This is a genomic window from Arthrobacter sp. SLBN-112, from assembly GCF_006715225.1.
In the GTDB taxonomy this organism is placed as follows: Bacteria; Actinomycetota; Actinomycetes; order Actinomycetales; family Micrococcaceae; genus Arthrobacter.
The window spans coordinates 519,366-535,676 of sequence record NZ_VFMU01000001.1 but is presented as its reverse complement, the minus strand read 5'-3'; the positions used below and the strand labels follow the sequence as shown (position 1 = coordinate 535,676).

General features: G+C 66.2%; 13 protein-coding genes and 1 pseudogene. 2 read left to right on the top strand and 12 right to left on the bottom strand.

The genetic code is table 11. The features are described from left to right. Positions 1–74: 74 nt before the first annotated feature. From FBY33_RS02550 to FBY33_RS02525, 6 genes are all read right to left on the bottom strand, one after another. Positions 75–527 carry a MaoC family dehydratase gene (locus FBY33_RS02550; protein WP_142029162.1) on the bottom strand — a complete coding sequence of 151 codons (453 nt, stop codon included), beginning with the start codon at positions 525–527 and terminating at the stop codon, positions 75–77. Further along, positions 528–1,721 (bottom strand): thiolase family protein, encoded by a 1,194-nt coding sequence (locus FBY33_RS02545; RefSeq protein ID WP_142029161.1) that lies wholly within the window; start codon positions 1,719–1,721, stop codon positions 528–530. It lies immediately after the preceding gene. Next, complete coding sequence (fabG, locus tag FBY33_RS02540; protein WP_142029160.1) at positions 1,721–2,497, bottom strand: 3-oxoacyl-ACP reductase FabG; 777 nt, start codon at positions 2,495–2,497, stop codon at positions 1,721–1,723. The genes FBY33_RS02545 and fabG overlap by 1 nt, the downstream gene beginning before the upstream one ends. Before the next feature lie 79 nt (positions 2,498–2,576). Next, positions 2,577–3,773, bottom strand: a complete 1,197-nt coding sequence (locus tag FBY33_RS02535; RefSeq protein ID WP_142029159.1) for an acyl-CoA dehydrogenase family protein — start codon at positions 3,771–3,773, stop codon at positions 2,577–2,579. After that, complete coding sequence (locus tag FBY33_RS02530; RefSeq protein WP_142029158.1) at positions 3,770–4,234, bottom strand: acyl-CoA thioesterase; 465 nt, start codon at positions 4,232–4,234, stop codon at positions 3,770–3,772. Before FBY33_RS02530 ends, FBY33_RS02535 begins: the two co-directional genes overlap by 4 nt. Next, a complete protein-coding gene (locus tag FBY33_RS02525; protein ID WP_142029157.1) occupies positions 4,227–5,477 on the bottom strand; it encodes a CaiB/BaiF CoA transferase family protein in 1,251 nt (416 codons plus the stop codon). The genes FBY33_RS02530 and FBY33_RS02525 overlap by 8 nt, the downstream gene beginning before the upstream one ends. A 171-nt stretch (positions 5,478–5,648) precedes the next feature. Between FBY33_RS02525 and FBY33_RS02520 the strand changes: the two genes are divergently transcribed. Beyond that, positions 5,649–6,545: a LysR substrate-binding domain-containing protein gene (locus FBY33_RS02520; RefSeq protein WP_142029156.1), complete on the top strand. Its 897-nt coding sequence runs from the start codon at positions 5,649–5,651 to the stop codon at positions 6,543–6,545. Between the two features lie 158 nt (positions 6,546–6,703). Next, positions 6,704–7,891 carry an acyl-CoA dehydrogenase family protein gene (locus FBY33_RS02515; protein WP_142029155.1) on the top strand — a complete coding sequence of 396 codons (1,188 nt, stop codon included), beginning with the start codon at positions 6,704–6,706 and terminating at the stop codon, positions 7,889–7,891. Between the two features lie 46 nt (positions 7,892–7,937). Here the strand turns inward: FBY33_RS02515 and FBY33_RS02510 are convergent, their stop codons facing one another. From FBY33_RS02510 to FBY33_RS02485, 6 genes and pseudogenes are all read right to left on the bottom strand, one after another. Then, positions 7,938–9,212, bottom strand: coding sequence for an alkaline phosphatase family protein (locus FBY33_RS02510; RefSeq protein ID WP_142029154.1), 1,275 nt, complete (start codon positions 9,210–9,212; stop codon positions 7,938–7,940). Next, positions 9,209–10,858 (bottom strand): alkaline phosphatase D family protein, encoded by a 1,650-nt coding sequence (locus tag FBY33_RS02505; RefSeq protein ID WP_142029153.1) that lies wholly within the window; start codon positions 10,856–10,858, stop codon positions 9,209–9,211. Before FBY33_RS02505 ends, FBY33_RS02510 begins: the two co-directional genes overlap by 4 nt. A gap of 292 nt (positions 10,859–11,150) precedes the next feature. Further along, positions 11,151–12,536, bottom strand: coding sequence for a DUF3100 domain-containing protein (locus FBY33_RS02500; RefSeq protein WP_142029152.1), 1,386 nt, complete (start codon positions 12,534–12,536; stop codon positions 11,151–11,153). Continuing rightward, positions 12,533–13,759 (bottom strand): amidohydrolase, encoded by a 1,227-nt coding sequence (locus FBY33_RS02495; RefSeq protein WP_142029151.1) that lies wholly within the window; start codon positions 13,757–13,759, stop codon positions 12,533–12,535. Before FBY33_RS02495 ends, FBY33_RS02500 begins: the two co-directional genes overlap by 4 nt. A 7-nt stretch (positions 13,760–13,766) precedes the next feature. Continuing rightward, complete coding sequence (locus FBY33_RS02490) at positions 13,767–15,314, bottom strand: aldehyde dehydrogenase family protein (protein WP_142029150.1); 1,548 nt, start codon at positions 15,312–15,314, stop codon at positions 13,767–13,769. A gap of 29 nt (positions 15,315–15,343) precedes the next feature. Further along, positions 15,344–16,261 (bottom strand): annotated as a pseudogene (locus FBY33_RS02485) (NAD(P)-dependent oxidoreductase); the annotation flags it as partial. Positions 16,262–16,311 lie beyond the last annotated feature (50 nt).

Here is a 16,311-nt window from a genome sequence, read left to right as displayed (position 1 = left end):
CCTCGTGTAGAGCCTGCAGGCAGGCCCGGCCGTAACGTCGTTGTTCGGTTGGTGGTGCAAGCGTCAAGAAGAGTTCAGCTCCGAAGCAGGGAGACAGTCTCTGCGATGCAGGCAGGCTTTTGCGAGCCTTCCAGCTCGATCACGTGATGGAACTGCAGCTGCCGGCCATTGGCTGTCTCACTCACCGAGGCCAGCGTCAGCCGGTCACGGATGCGTGAGTTGGCCCTGGCCGGCGCCGGGAACCTGACCTTGTTCAGGCCGTAGTTGATGATCATCGAGGCCCCTTCAACCCGGTACACCTGGCCCGCCAGGTACGGGAGCATGGACAAGCTGAGGTAGCCATGGGCGACGGTAGCGCCGAACGGGCCGCCGGCTGCCCGCTCCGGGTCCGTGTGGATCCACTGTTGGTCCAACGTGGCGTCCGCGAAAGCCTGGATCTGGGCCTGGTCCAGGCAATGCCATCCGCTCACCCCGATTTCCTGCCCGGTCATGCCGGCCAGCTCTGCGGCGTCTTTGAAGATTCTCATCTAAACCCTTTCGAGCAGCATGGCGACGCCCTGGCCCAGCCCTACGCACATAGTGGCCAGGCCGCGGTTGGCGTTTTCGCGTTCCATTCGGCCCAGCAGCGTGATCAGGATCCTTGATCCGGAGGAGCCCAAGGGATGCCCCAAAGCGATCGCGCCGCCGTCGTTGTTGACGATTCCCGCATCCATGCCGAGCAGCCGCATGCAGGCCAGAGCCTGCGCCGCAAACGCCTCGTTCAGTTCGATCGCGCCCACATCAGCCAGACTCCAACCGGCCTTGTCCAGCGCCTTTTGGGTCGCAGGTACCGGGCCGATGCCCATCACCTCCGGGGCGACACCGGCAGCCTGGCTGGTGATGATGCGCGCCCTCGGGGTGAGGCCGTGCCGCTCCACCGCCTCGCCGCTGGCGACCAACACAGCGGAGGCGCCGTCGTTAAGGGAACTGGAGTTGCCGGCCGTGACCACTCCACCGGCCGTCACGATCGGCTGGAGGGCGGCGAGGGATTCCGCCGTTGACCCGCGCCTGGGTCCCTCATCCGTGTCCACCACCTTGGTTTCCCCCCGGCTGCCCTTGACCGGAACAGGAACTATCTCGTCAGTGAACCGGCCCGCATCAATCGCCGCCACAGCCAGGGAATGCGAGCGCAGCGCAAACCCGTCCGCGTCGGCGCGGGAAATGTTTTCCCGGCCGGCCACTTCTTCGGCCGTCTCCGGCATGGAGAACAGCGCGCCGGATTCCATCCGCGGGTTAACGAACCGCGCACCGATTGAGGTGTCCGCGAGTTCCCCCGGTTTGGCATAGGGTTTCCCGGGCTTGGCCATTACCCAGGGGGCGCGGGTCATCGATTCCACGCCGCCAGCCAGCACAATGTCGGCGTCACCGTTGCGCACCGACTGCGCCGCCATGCTGACAGCGGTCAGGCCCGAGGCGCACAGCCTGTTGACTGTCACCGCCGGGACTGCGTGGGGGAACCCGGCCAGCAACGCGGCCATCCGCGCAACGTTGCGGTTATCTTCCCCGGCCTGGTTCACACAGCCCAGGATGACTTCGTCGAGCATGGCAGGGTCGACGCCGGCCCGTGCGACGGCGGTGTGCAGCACCAGTGCGGCCAAGTCGTCGGGCCGCACTGAGGCGAGCGCGCCGCCGTAACGGCCTACCGGGGTGCGGACGCCGCCGACCAGGAATGCCTCGGGCATCAGCGGGCCCCGCCGTTGATGTAGAGGGTTTGGCCGGAGATGTAAGAGGAGTCGTCGCCGGCGAAGAACGCCACGGCGGCGGCCACTTCCTCCGGCTGGCCGACCCGTCCCAGCGGAGTGCGCTCCGCCACGGCCTGCTGGTGTTCAGCCGGGCTGGCGCCCACCCGCTCTGCCGTTGCGGCCGTCATCGAGGTGGCAATGTAGCCCGGTGCCACGGCGTTGACCGTGATGTTGAACGGGCCAAGTTCGATGGCGAGCGTCGCTGTCAGGCCCTGGATGCCGGCCTTCGCTGCCGAGTAGTTGGCCTGGCCGCGGTTGCCCAGTGCGCTGCGGCTGCTCAGCGAAACAATCTTGCCGTACTTGGCCGGAACCATGTAGCGCTGGGCAGCGCGGGTGCAAAGGTAGGCGCTGGTGAGGTTGGTGGCCAGGACCGACTCCCAATCCTGCCGCTCCATCTTGAAGAACATGTTGTCCCGGGTGATGCCGGCGTTGTTCACCAGGATGTCGAGCCGGCCGAACTCCCGGTGGATGTCGTCGAACACCCCGTGCACGGTTGCCTCGTTTGTGACGTCGCAGCAGGCGGCAACGGCCTTGCCGCCTGCTGCGAGAACGTCGGGGTGGTCCGAGATGCGCCGTGCGGTGTCCTTGGCGCCTTCCTCGTTGAGGTCCAGGACGACGGCGATGGCGCCCCCGCTGGCCAGCCTCAGTGCGGTGGCCGCGCCGATTCCCTGCGCCCCGCCGGTGACTACTGCCACCCTGTTGGTGAAATTGCTCATGGATTTTCCTTTGCTTGTAAACCTTTATGGACCTGTGTGGTGCCGTGCTGAGGCAAAGCGTCCCGGGCCTGGCCGGGAGCTAGCTGAAGGCGGAGAGGCCGGTGATCTCCCGGCCGACGAGAAGGGACTGGATGGAGTCTGTGCCCTCGTAGGTGGACACGACCTCCATGTCGGTCATGTGCCTGGCGACGTGGTTCTCCAGCAGCATGCCGTTGCCCCCGAGCATGTCCCGTGCTTCGGAACAGATCCAGCGGGCCTTCCTGGCCGTGTGCATCTTGGCCATGGAGGCCATGGGCCCGGTCATCCGGCCGTCCTCGGCCAGGGCGGCAAGGCGGAAGCAGATGAGTTGCATGGCGGTCAGTTCTGCGAGCATGTTGGCCAGCTTGTTCTGCACCAGCTGGAAACTGCCGATCGGTTTGCCGAACTGTTGCCGGGTCTTCGCGTAGTTCACCGCGATGTCGTAGGCGGCCATCGCGTGGCCGTAGGACTCCCAGGATGCGCCACTGCGCGTGGAAGTCAGGACACGGGTGACGTCCTTGAACGAGAAGCATTCCGTGAGCCGGTTGGCCGCCGGGATCCGCAGGTTCTCCAGGGTGATGTCCGGCTGGAGGATGGCCCGCTTGCCGATCTTGCCGGTAATGACCTCGGTGGAGTACCCGTTCGGGAAGCTGCCGTCGTCGTTACGCTCCATCACGAAGGCCTTGACCTTGGCGTCCGCCTCGTCCCGGGCAAAAATGATCACGACGTCGGCCATGCTGGCATTGCCGATCCAGCGCTTGCGCCCGGTGATGATGTAGCTGTCCCCGTCCCGCCGCGCGCTGGTTTCAAGCGCCACCGAATCAGACCCGTGATCGGGTTCGGTCAGGGCGAAGGCGCCGATGCTGCCCAGGGTCGCCATGGCGGGAAGCCAGCGTTCTTTTTGCTCTTCACTGCCGAGCATGTTGATGGTCCCCATCGCCAGTCCGGACTGGACACCGAGGAAGGTGTTTACTGAACCATCGCCCCGGGAGACCTCCGCAGCCACGATTCCGGCGGCAAGTCGGCTTAGCCCAGGGCATCCGTAGCCCTGGATGGTTGTTCCGACGATGCCGAGTGCGGCGAGTTTGGGAACAAGTTCGAAGGGAAACTCGGCACGTTCCCAATAGCCGTTGATGACCGGCAGCAGGTCTTTATCGACGAAACTGCGGACCTTCAGCCGGAGCGCCCGTTCCTCGGCGCTGAGGAATTCGTCCATGAAGTAAAAGTCGGTGGGGTCGGCAGCCGTTTCCGGTGTCATTGAGTCAGCTCCAAGGGTGTGTGGTGGGAGACCCGCGTTCCAGGCGGGTCCGTATTTTCTTGCATGGGCTGGAAACGAGTGAGCCAGCGGCGCTCGTGTTCCGCCAATGGCCTGGACTTGCCGGTGTCCGGCCGGACCGAAACCAGCACGGTTCGGCCGTTTACGGCGACTACGCCGTGCTGGCTGCCCCGGAATTCGAGGCTGAATGAACTCGAGCCGATTCTGCTGACGGTGAGTTCAACCTCAAGGTCTTCCCCGTGGTGGACCGGCCGCCGATAGTTTAGTTCGAGGCTCGCCACTACCGTGGGGGTTGCCTGGGCCCGGTCGATTCCCGGCATCCCCGAACGCCACTTGATCCTTGACTCCTCCAGGAGCGTCACCACGGCGGCATGATTAACGTGTCCGTTGAGGTCCTGGTCCGACCACCTGGGGCAGACACGGGTCCGGAACGCCTCAGGCATGGGCCAGCGTCTTCCTGTGCAGCAGCCACTCCCGGATAAGCCCGGAGCTTTCGTTCAGTTCCGGGGGCGCAAGTGAGTAGTCCACCGGCGTACGGGAGTATTCGACCGGATGCCGGACGGTGGGGATCTTCCGCGGACCATCGCCGGCCAGCACCACCGGGTTAAGCCCCAGCTGTTCCGCGAAATCAACGCCGCCGCGGACGTCCTGGATCGGGGCGCATGGCAGCCCCGCCGCAGAGAGCTCCCGGAACCATTGCGCCGCTGACTGCGTGGCCAGCCGGGCGTGGAGGATGTCGCGCAGCTCGTTCCGGTGGGCGTTGCGCTGCAGCGTAGTGGCGAACTTTGGATCACTGGCCACCCCGGGAATGCCGAGCGCCCCGCACAGCCGGACGAACTGGGCATCATTGCCGGTTGCAATGATGATCGTGCCGTCGCCGGTCTTCATTGGGGCATACGGATACATGCTGGGGTGCTCGTTGCCCATCCTGGCAGGTACAACACCGCCGGTCACATATGCCGCAGACTGGTTCACCATGCCGGACAGGGCCGAGGTCAGCAGGTTCAGCTCCACCAGCTGGCCCTCACCGGTCCGGTCCTTGTGATGGAGGGCCCCGAGGATGCCGATGGCGGCGTGCAGGCCTGTGATGACATCGAAAAGGGCGATGCCCGCCCGGTACGGTTGGGTGTCCTGGTCTCCGGTCAGGCTCATCATTCCTGAGGCAGCCTGGACCAACAGATCGTATCCCGGGATGTGTGCGCCGGCGCCCGTGCCAAAGCCGGTGATGGAGGCATAGATGATGTCCGGCTTCAATTCAGCAGCGGCGGCGTAGTCCAGGCCCAGCCGGGCCATGTTGCCGGGCTTGAAATTCTCGATCATCACGTCAGCGCTGAGGACGAGGGAACGTGCTACGTCCAGGTCCTCCGGGTTTTTCAGGTCCAGGGCAATGGAATGCTTATTGCGGTTGACGGCCAGGAAGAAGGTGGCTTCGCCATCCCGGACCGGAGGCATATAGGTGCGGGTGTCATCACCGCCGGGTCCCTCCACCTTGATCACGGTGGCGCCCATGTCCGCCAGGAGCATGGTTGCGTACGGGCCGGCGAGCACCCTGCTGAAATCCGCCACCACAACGCCGGCGAGGGGACCGGCGCTGGCGCGGCCGAGGACGTCCACGCCGGGGGACTCGTAGCCTGCAGGGGGATGGCCGTGCCTGCCGGGCACCGGTTTGTTGGTCGGTTGTGACATCAAGTTCCTCCGCTTTGTGGTCTGCATCACCTACCCTCGCAAGCGGACTCATTCGCGTCCAATACGCATTTGGTGCCGGACTGATACCCGCAGGCCATCAATCTTCTGTCGTCCTTCGCTATGTTGGAGCGTATGAACAACGACGTTTACCCGCCCAGGAGCTGACCGGGAGTGGAAATACACCAGATCCGGGCCTTTCTCGCCGTGGCCGAGGAACTGCATTTCGGCAGGGCCGCGCGCCGGCTCCATATGGCCCAGCCCCCGCTGAGCCGGTCCATCCAGCGGCTTGAGCATGAACTGAAGGCGCCGCTTTTTATCCGCAGCACGCGGACGGTCCAACTGACCGCAGCGGGCCAGGCGTTCATCGGCCCGGCGCGCGAGATACTGGAAGGCTGTCGTCGCGGCCGCCTCGCTGTGGCATCTGTGGGCCGCGGCGAGACCGGGCGCGTGCGGGTAGCCTTTGCCGGCGTCTCCTCGCATGTGATGGTCGGCAGGCTCGCCAAGCGGGTCCGGGAGGTGCACCCCGGAATCGACTTCGAGCTGTCCAGTTCCAACTTCGCCCTGCCGGCCATGGACAAGGTCATGAGCGGGGCCATGGAGGTGGGACTGGGCCGCTGGAATTTCATTCCTGCCGTCCTCGACTCGCGGATCGTGGCCAACGAGCGGCTCGTGGTGGCCCTGTATGAAAGCCACCCCTTGAGCGGCCGCGCTTCGGTGTGCATGGCGGACTTCTCGGAGCAGCCTTTCGTCACCTTGCCGGAGCATCCTGGCGCCATCCTCCATGACCATCTTCGGCGGCTCTCCAGTGCCGCGGGGTACGTTGCGGAGATCGTCCAGGTGGCACCGGATTCGCAGACGCTGATGGCGCTCGTTGCCGCCGAAATCGGTGTTGCGCTGACGGTTTCATCCGTGCCGGAGAACTTCAGCCACCCGGGTGTCGTGTTTCTTCCACTCGACGATCCGGCTGACGTGATCCAGCTGCGGCTTGTCTGGCGGAAGGACAACGCCAGCCCAGCGCTGCGCGAGGTTCTTCGGCTCTCGGAAGAGGTGCTTCCCTCGCCGGACTGAGCTGCCCATTGATGCATATCGGGCATCAGCGGAATCATTATTTGGTATTGGATCTGCCGCAATCGGACTGGCACAGTGGTCGGAGATCGCCGGCGGTCCAGTGCCAGTCACGCCAGGACCGCCGCCAACCCGCCCCTTGAACTCCAGGAGAACCAATCGTGACCGTAACTGCCCCCGCCCTGGTACTCGACGATGTGCTGAACCTCGACAGCCTCCTGACCCCGGGGGAGCTGCAGTTGCGCGACTCTGTCCGGGACTTTGTGGATGAACGGATCCGGCCCAACATCGCCGGCTGGTACGAGGACGCGCACTTCCCGCTCGAACTTGTTCCCGAACTTGGGAAGCTGGGGGTTCTCGGGATGCACCTGAAGGGCTACGGCTGCCCTGGCCGCAGCGCAGTCGAATACGGCCTCGCTGCCATGGAATTGGAAGCCGGGGATTCAGGACTTCGGACGTTCGTCAGTGTCCAGGGGTCCCTGGCCATGAGTGCCATTCACAAGTGGGGGTCCGAGGAGCAGCGGAACGAGCACCTGCCAGCCATGGCGCGGGGCGAGAAGATCGGGTGCTTCGGGCTCACGGAGCCCACTGCCGGTTCGGATCCCTCCAGCATGGCAACTTTCGCCGCACCCGACGGGGATGGTGGCTGGGTCATTACGGGTGCAAAGCGTTGGATTGGCCTTGCCTCCGTGGCGCAGATCGCGGTCATCTGGGCCAATACCGCGGACGGTATCCGCGGGTTCATTGTCCCGACGGACACCCCCGGCTTCACCGCGACGCCGATCAGCTCGAAGCTGTCGATGCGGGCCTCAATCCAATGTGACATCAGCCTCGATGAGGTCCGGGTGCCAGCCACGGCGCTCCTGCCCGGCGCGCGGGGACTCAGGGGCCCCTTCTCCTGCCTTAACGAAGCCCGCTACGGGATTATCTGGGGCGCTATTGGCGCCGCGCGGGACTCCTATGAGGCCGCCCTGGCGTACGCACGGGACCGGCTCCAGTTCGGAAAGCCCCTTGCCGGCTACCAGCTCACGCAGGAAAAGCTGGTGAATATGATGCTGGAAATTCAAAAGGGGACCCTGCTGGCACTTCATACCGGCCGTCTGAAGGACGCCGGGACGCTGGAGCCTGTGCAGATCTCCGTGGGAAAGCTGAACAACGTCCGCGAGGCCATTGCCATCTGCCGCGAAGCGCGCACCATCCTTGGCGGCAACGGCATCACCCTGGACTACTCGCCGCTGCGGCACGCGAACAACCTTGAGTCAGTGCGCACCTATGAAGGTACCGACGAGGTCCACACACTTATCCTGGGCCAACGGATCACGGGCATATCGGCGTTCCGCCAGGAGTGACGGCATGGCACGCGGCTGTGCAGCCGCGTGCCATGCCGTCAGCCGGTCAAAGCCGAAGTGCTCCTGCCCGGGAAGCTCCGTCATAGCCGCCGGGGGGTGCGTTGAGTCCGTAGATCGCGCCAATGGTCGGCGCTACGTCGGCAGTCCTGGCCGGATCCGATGAAACCCCGGTGACTACCTTCGGGCTGCCGCCGGAAATGAAGAAGGGGATAGGTTCCGTGACGGGATGTCCGTGGTTGCCGGGAATCGGATTTGAGGCTGCGTAGGGATCGGAGAAGCGCCAGCCCGCGCCGCAGTATGCCACCAGGTCTCCCGCCTCTGCCCCGAGACGGAGGGTTCCGGGCTTGTTCACGGACAGGACGCCCTCATGCGCACTCACGAGCTGTTCCACTGCGGCCAGTCCCGCAGGGCGATCCTCTTCGGGGCCGGTCCAGTAGAGCAGATCCGCCCCTCCATTTTGGGCAATCCTGATGCTGGCCTGGAGGTCGGGGCGGGACTCCAGGATCAGGTCGACGGAAACCACGTTGGTTGGAATGGACCAGTCCATGGAGTGGTCGGCAAGCACCATGATCACGCTCGATTCCCACTTTCCGGTGCTCTTGAGGTGGTCAATGAAGCGGCCCACCTGCTGGTCCGTATTTACCAGTGCGGCCTCACGTGCCGCGCGCAGAGTGGTGCCGGTGATGTCGGAGTGCCCTACCCGGTCTATATCGCCCAGGTTGGTGAACACGAAGTCCGGGTCCGGGCCGCTGACCATCGCCAGCAGGGCGTCCATAGTGGCCACATCGGGAGCATGGCCGGTCACCGGGAGGAGTGGCTGGGGTTCCCAGCGGTAACTGGCCCGGGTTCCGAAAATACCGTAAAGGTACTTCTTGCTGAGTACCGACCCCGTGGTCAGTCCGCGTTCCTGCAGACGCTCCAGGATGGTTGGAAAACGCAGGTCGGTGGGCCGGTCGAGGTCGCGGACCACATTTTCCCCGCGGTCGAAGATGGAGTTGGCAGGGACGCCGGAGCGGTCCGGACGGATTCCCGTCATCATCATCACGTGGTTGGGAATGGTCTCCATAACGGGGAGGGACCGGGCTGCCGGGAAGTTGGTGCCGCCGGCCCGGAGCCCGGCCAGCCGCGGAGTCAGCGTGGTGGAGATCTCGTCAGGCCGGCAGCCGTCCACCACCAGCACGTAGCTCCGCGTCCGTTCGGCCGCGGGTGCGGCCCAGGCCGTCCCTGGGGCGGCGGATAGCACGACGGCGGCACCTCCTGCAGCGGCGAGCTTCAGGAACTGCCGGCGTCCCGGCGTCGTCGGATGGGTTGATGAGCTCATGAAAGGCCTCCCGAAGCCGGCGTTACTTTGCATGTGCTGGCTTTGACGTTGAACGAGGTGGACAGCGCGGATCCCGAGCCGGCGGCAGTCCGCTCGGCGAGGACGTACCAGTCCATCCGCACCCCGCCGGGCGTGACGTCCAGGACGGAATAGCCGTGCGAGTCGAAATCGAGGTATTTCACGTGCGGGTTGGCGCCCTTGAGGGCGTTCTCGACGGCGACGGAGGCGGTACGGGGCGGCACATTGAGGATGTCGTCCAGGTTGTCACTCGTCACTGAAGTGCAGACGAGTTCAGCTGCCACGGAATCCCCTGTCACGGGATAAGTGGATGGATCGGCCGGGATGTCGCAGGCCCAGCCTGAGTGGATGTCGCCGGTCAGGAACACGGTGTCTTTGACCCCGTTGTCCCTCAGGTGGCTGATGACGCGGTGCTGGTCCGCCTCGTAGCCGTCCCATTGGTCCACATTGATTTGGGCCCCGTCGATGGTGGTTCCGCCCATTAGCTTCTGCACCCCGCCCAGTTCCGCGGTGCTCAGCGTTGACGGGACGCGCACCGGCGTGATCATCACCGGGTTGCCGACCAGCTTCCACTGCGGGCCGCCGGACTTGAGGTTGCTGAGGAGCCAGTCCATCTGTGCGGCGCCCGTGATGCTGCGGTCCGGGCTGTCGACAGCCGGGTCGGCAGCATTGGCGGCCTGATGGTCGCGGTAGGAGCGCAAGTCGAGCATGGACAAGCTGGCCAAGGATCCGAAATCCAGCCGCCGGTAGATCTGGCCGCCAGATTCGTAGCGCACCGGCATCCATTCGGCGTAGGCCTGGTGTGCCGCGGCAAAACGTTCGGTCCACACCCCCTCGGTTCCCTCCATATGGTTTTCCGCGCCGCCCTTCCATGCGTCGTTGGCCGATTCGTGGTCGTCCCACGTCACGATAAACGGCGCGGCGCCGTGCAGCGATTGCAGGTCCGGATCGGTCTTGTACTGGGCATGCCGGCGGCGGTAATGGGCGAGCTGCGTCATTTCGTGGGCGGGGTCGTGGGGACGGACCACGATGTCGCGTGCCTGGTATTCGCCGGGGCCGTACTCGTAGAGGTAGTCACCGAGGTGAAGCACGGCGTCGAGGTCTCCGCAGGCGGCGAGGTGGCGGTAGGAGGAAAAATAGCCCGCCTGCAGGTTGGCGCATGACACCACGCCAAACTTCAGCCGGTCCACGGGGGCTCCGGTGGCAGGGGCTGTCCGGGTCCGGCCCACGGGGGAAACCGATTGCCCCAGGATGAACCTGTACCAGTAACTCGTGCCGGGGGAGAGCCGGGCCGCAATCACCTTGACCGTATGGTCCCTGGCCGGGCTGGTTTTGGCGGTGCCCCGGGCGACTACCTTCTTGAACTCCGCATCAGCCGCTACTTCCCAGCCCACGGAGACTTCTGGCCCCATTCCGCTGCCGGGCTGGGCTTCAGGGGACGGCGTGATCCGGGTCCAGAGCAGGACGCTGTCAGGGAACGGGTCGCCGGAGGCAACACCGTGGGCGAAGGCCCCCGTACCAGCGGCGGCGCTGGTAGCGGCGGTCCCGGCCCAAAGCGAGCCACTGCCTCCTGCTGCCGCAACCACCGCTGCGGATCTCAGCATTTGACGTCGAGTGAAAGTGTTCATGATTCGAGTATTCCTACCCGCCAGTAGCGGATTGGGCTTTCCGTCCGGGTGTTCGCCTGCAGTTTGCCAAGTGTTTGTTCCCGGGCAACTGGCGGGTCCCTTCCGTATTTGCCTCCCGTTCACCGCAAGGCCACGTGGCGGCGATGAACGTTTTGCCCACGGCAGGAAGTACAAGGCACGTCAGTATGAACCCCCCATCCCACGCGCGAACAAAAACGGACGACGGCGGGTACCCACCCGCCGTCGTCCGCTCCGCCTAGCCACCCAACAGCGGCGACCCGCAAAACCTAACTCAGTGCCACAGCCCCAGCGCGAACTCCGCGATCACCGTGGACAGCAGGAACGAAGCCGTGATGGCCACCAGCCCCACCGGGATGATCTTCCAGCCGATGTTCTTCAGCAGCGGGATGTCCTTGCCCAGGGACAGGCCGGCCAGGGTCAGCATCACCGTGGCGATGGACAGGAAGTCCACGGTCTTGACGGCCGCGTTCAGCGCCTCGGCCCCAAAGAACCACGGGCTCGAAATGTATGCGCCGATGGTGGTGACGAACACGATCGCCGAGATCTTCCGGGTAACCTTCGCCAGCGCGATGCCCACCAGGACCAGCGCCAGCAGGACCACATACCCCAGCACGATGGTCAGGCTGAACCCCTTCGCTGCGATCGACGCCGTCCCGATACCCAGAACCGTCAGCACAGACAGTGAGAGCCACAGCGGCAGCTTGATCGCCGCGGAGGACTCGGCCACCCGCTCACGGAACCGACGGTTCTCCTCCGCCTGCGCGGCCTCGCGCTCCACATCGGCAGCGCTGCGGGCCGGAGCGGCAGGAGAGCCAGAACCAGCGCCAGCACCCACAACCTCCCGGCTCTCCTGCTTCCGTGTCAGCACCCGGTAGAACTTGTCCGCCAGCGGCAGCGCAACATAAATGCCCACGTACACGCCCAGCACCGTGGTGATCAGGTTGGATACGGCGGCCATGCCCAGGACAGCTTCCTGGTCGCCCGGGTAGGCGGCGGTGATGCTCGCGACGGACGCAGCCATCATGGAACCGGACCCCACGCCGGCACCCATGGCCAGCGCCAGCGGATCAAAGATCTTCCAGTTGGCCACCAGCGAGGTCAGCAGCGTAATGAACACGGCGCCGAACAGCGTCCCGAACACGTACATCGCCAGCACGCCGCGGTACTGGTCCGAGTCCGGGCCGTACTTCTCGGACACCATTGCGAAGGACGGTTCACGGTCCAGCGAGAACGTGGCACCCACCGTGGCCTTGCCCATCCGCAGCAGCACGGCCAGCGGCAGCGCCAGCACGATGGTGCCCAGCAGGTGGCCCACCTCCTGCAGCAGCAGCGCCGGACCCGCCTTCAGCAGGGTGGGCAGGCTGGGGCCGATGTTGAATGCCAGCCGCGCCACCAGCAGCAGCACGGCCACGCCCACCAGCGCCGCCGCAACCCGCTGCAGGTCAATGCCCAGCGGCTTGAACTTCTGGATGGACACCAGCAAGCCCAGGATCAGGCCCCACACCATGGGGAAAATGATGATGGCGCCGATGCCCAGGTCGATCTTCGCCTGCCCAATGAACTGCACGGCGAGGGCAATCACGAACGCCAGCGCGGCGATGGGGATGGTCAGCCTGGTGCCGGCCTTATCGGTCGGGGCTGATTTGACAGTGCTCATGATGCGCCTTCCTGGGTGAACGTACGACGGCGGTACGCCGCTTGGGTGAAGCGTTGACGTTGGGTGGGGGTTGAGGCAGCCGCGGCAACGGTCCAGGCGAGCGCGGTGCCGGCCTCGAACATCACCCCGTACGCCTGTGGACTGTCCGCCAGTGCGGCGAACGCATGCGAATGGATGGGAACGTCCGCACCCGGAATGCTCAGCCACGGATGCAGGGACGGGATGACCTGGGAGATGTTGCCCATGTCAGTGGAACCGCCGCTGAGGCCCGCGGCGGGCGAGGTGTCCTTGCCAAAATCACCCATCGCCGCGGTCCAGTGCGCTGCCAGGTCGTCGTCCTGGATCAGCGGCTCATACAGCGGCTCAGTGTCCTCGAACGCGAGCGTGGTCCCGGTTGCCAGCGCAGCGCCTTCAAAGCAGCGCCGCACCCGCACCAGCAGCGCCTCGAATTCGCGCAGGGTGAAGGCACGGCACTCGAACTCCACCACGGCCTTCTCCGGGATGATGTTGGTGACGTGCCCGGCCTCGGCCACAAAGCAGGCGATCCGGTGGTCGGACGGGATCTGCTGGCGCAACAGGCCGATCGCCACCTGGCTCAGCACGGCCGCATCCGCGGCGTTCACGCCCATGTGCGGGGCGGCCGCCGCGTGGGCCGCCTTGCCGGTGAACGTGGCCTTGTACCGGCCTACAGCCTGGGCGCTGGTGCCGGCCGGGTTGTAGGTGACCCCGTCCTGGACGGGGTGGACCATCAACGCCAGCCCCACGCCGTCGAACGCTCCCTCCTCCAGCATCAGCGCCTTGCCGCCGCCGTGCTCCTCCGCCGGGGTGCCGATGGCCTTGAGCGTGATGCCAAGCGGGTCCACGTACGGCTGCAGCGCCAGGGCCGCAGCCACGGACGCGCCGGCGATCAGGTTGTGCCCGCAGGCGTGGCCGATACCAGGCAGCGCGTCGTACTCCACGCACAGCGCCACCACCAGGTCGCCGCTGCCGGCAGTCGCCGTGAAGGCGGTGGGCAGGCCGCTGGTGCCGTGCTCCACGTCGAAGCCGCCCTCGGCCAGCAGCGCGGTGATGGCCTCCGCGGACTTCACCTCCTCGAAGGAGACTTCCTTGAAACCGTGGATGTCCTTGGCCAGCGCCTCCACCTTGGGTTTCCAGCGTTCGACGCCGTCCGCCAGGGCAGTGCGCAGCGCACCGGCCGCGGGGGTTGTGTCAGTCGTTTCCATGGGTCTCCTAGTAGGACAGGGACGGGAAGGGGGAACCGGCGGCGCGTGTGGGCACCCAGACGGCCTTGGTCTGCGTGTACTCGTCCAGCACGCCCGGGCCGGAGGAACGGCCGTGGCCGGAATCTCCGAAGCCGCCGAACGGCACCGCCACGTGGATGGTCTTGTAGGAGTTGATCCAGAAGGTGCCGGCCTTGACCTCGCGGGCCACGTGGTGCGCGCGGGAAACGTCCGAAGTCCATACCGCGCCGGCCAGGCCGAAACTGGTGTTGTTGGCCCGGGCAATGGCCTCGGCTTCAGTATCGAACGCGTCCGCGCCCACCACCGGGCCGAAGACCTCGGTGGTTTCCAGCCGGTTCTGGGGCGTGACGCCGTCCAGCAGGGTCGGCATCACCCAGTGCCCGCCCTTCAGGGCTGAGCCGCTCAGCGCCTCCGGCAATGTGGCCCCGGTGAGGCGACGGCCGCCGTCGTCCATTCCTGCCTCGATCAGGCCGGTGACGGTGGCGAACTGCTGTGGCGTGATGATGGGGCCTACCTCGGTGTCAGCGCTGAGGGGGTCACCGACGCGGAGCTTTGCTGCCCTGGCGGCCACCAGCTCCACGAATTCTGCGTGTACGCTCCGTTCCACCAGGAGCCGGGACCCGGCCACGCAGGACTGGCCCGCTCCGGAGAAGATGGCGGAGACGGCGCCGTCCGCGGCGCGGTCCAGGTCGGCGTCGGCGAAGACGATATTGGCGCTCTTGCCGCCAAGTTCCAGCAGGGCCGGGATGCCGGCCTGGGCCGCGGCGACGGCGACGCGGCGGCCGGTGGGGACGGAGCCGATGAAGCTGACCTTGCCCACGCGATTGTCCGTGGTCAATGCCGCCCCGACCGTCTGGCCCAGGCCGGCGGCAACGTTGAAGACCCCTGCCGGCAGTCCTGCTTCATGGGCGATCTGGGCGAGCCGGACCGAGGACGCGGGGGTGAATTCGCTGGGCTTGATGATCACGGCATTGCCCGCGGCGAGCGGGGCGGCGGAGTTCCAGCCGGCGGTGAACAGGGGAGCGTTCCAGGGGGTAATGGCGACGACGACACCCCACGGCACGCGCTCGGTGTAGGTGTGCCAGTTGCCGGGGACGGGAATGGTCTGCCCTGTGAGCTTGTCCGCCCAGCCTGAGTAATAGCCGAACATTTCGGCCACCTTGGCGGCTTCTGCACGGGCGTCGCGGATGGGCTTGCCGGTGGTGGCCGATTCGAGGATGGCCAGTTCCTCGGCATGCTGCTCCACCGCGCGGCTGACATTGCGGAGGATGGCGGCCCGCTCGAAGCCGTTCAGCCGCCCCCACACGGCGGCTCCCGCCGTCGCGCTTTCCAGGATGGCGTTGGCACCCTCGGCTCCAGGGTCCGCGTAGGTGGCGAAGGGCTCGCCGGTGGCGGCGGCGGTGAGGGTGATGCTGTCTCCGCTGCCGGTGGCGACGCGGCCGTCAACGAAGGCGCCAAGGCCGCAGGGGAAGGCGGCGTCCAGGACTTCCCTGGCGGTGGCCGCGGAGGATGAGGTGGGTGCTGTGGTGATACTCAAGATGCTGTTCCTTTTGGGGATTGTGAGGCCTATGCGGCGGATGGGGTGCCGGGGGCGCCGGCCGGGGTGATGGCGGGAGCCACCGTGCGGGCGATTTCGGTGAAGTCGGCCTTTGGTCCGAGCACTGCCAGGGCGTCCTGCCACTGGTTGGCGACGGCGGCCAGGAGCAAGGGCTTCTCACCGATCTGCGCCGCGACGTCCACGGCCAGGGCGGCGTCCCGGGCCATCAGGCCCATGGAGAAACCGGAATCGTGGCTGCCGGTGAGGACCCAGTTGGGGTACATCGTGGCCGAGACCTTGCTGCCGCCGGAGGCGCCGCTGATGCTGGCCGCGGCCGTGGCGGGGTCGATGCCGTACGCCTTGGCCACGCCCAGGGCCTCGCCCACGGAGGCGAGGTTGGCGGCCGCCAGGACGTTGTTGAGGAGCTTGACCACGTTGCCGCTGCCGGGGCCGCCGATGTGGCTGAAGTTGCCGCCCGTGAGCGCCAGCAGGACGGGCTCGGCGGCCTTCAGCGCGGCATCCGTGGCGCCGACGAAGGCGCTGAGCGTGCCGGTTGCGGCGCCGTCGCGGCCGCCGGAAACGGGGGCGTCGATGAAGGCAGCCCCGTGGGATTCCGCGAGTTCGGCCATGTGCTTGCTGGTGGCAGGCTCTGAGGTGGTGGTGTCGACGATGGCGACGGTTCCCGGGCTGGCCAGGAGCTGCGGCACGGTGGTTTCCACGATGCCGGCGGCGGGGAGGGAGAGGACGGCGTAGGGGGTTCCGGTCAGGGTGGCCAGGGAGTCCGTGGTGTTGATGCCTGTTTCTTCGGCAGCTTTCCGGGCGGCTTCCGAGGGGTCGAAGCCGGTGACGTCCCAGCCTGCCTTGTGCAGGGTGGCGGCCATGGCTCCGCCCATGGCGCCGAGGCCGATGACGGCAACGCGGCGGTTTTGTGGCTCGTTCATAGGGGGTACTCCTGGGTGGCTGTTGGTGGTTCTGGGTGCGTCGTTCTGTTGTGCAG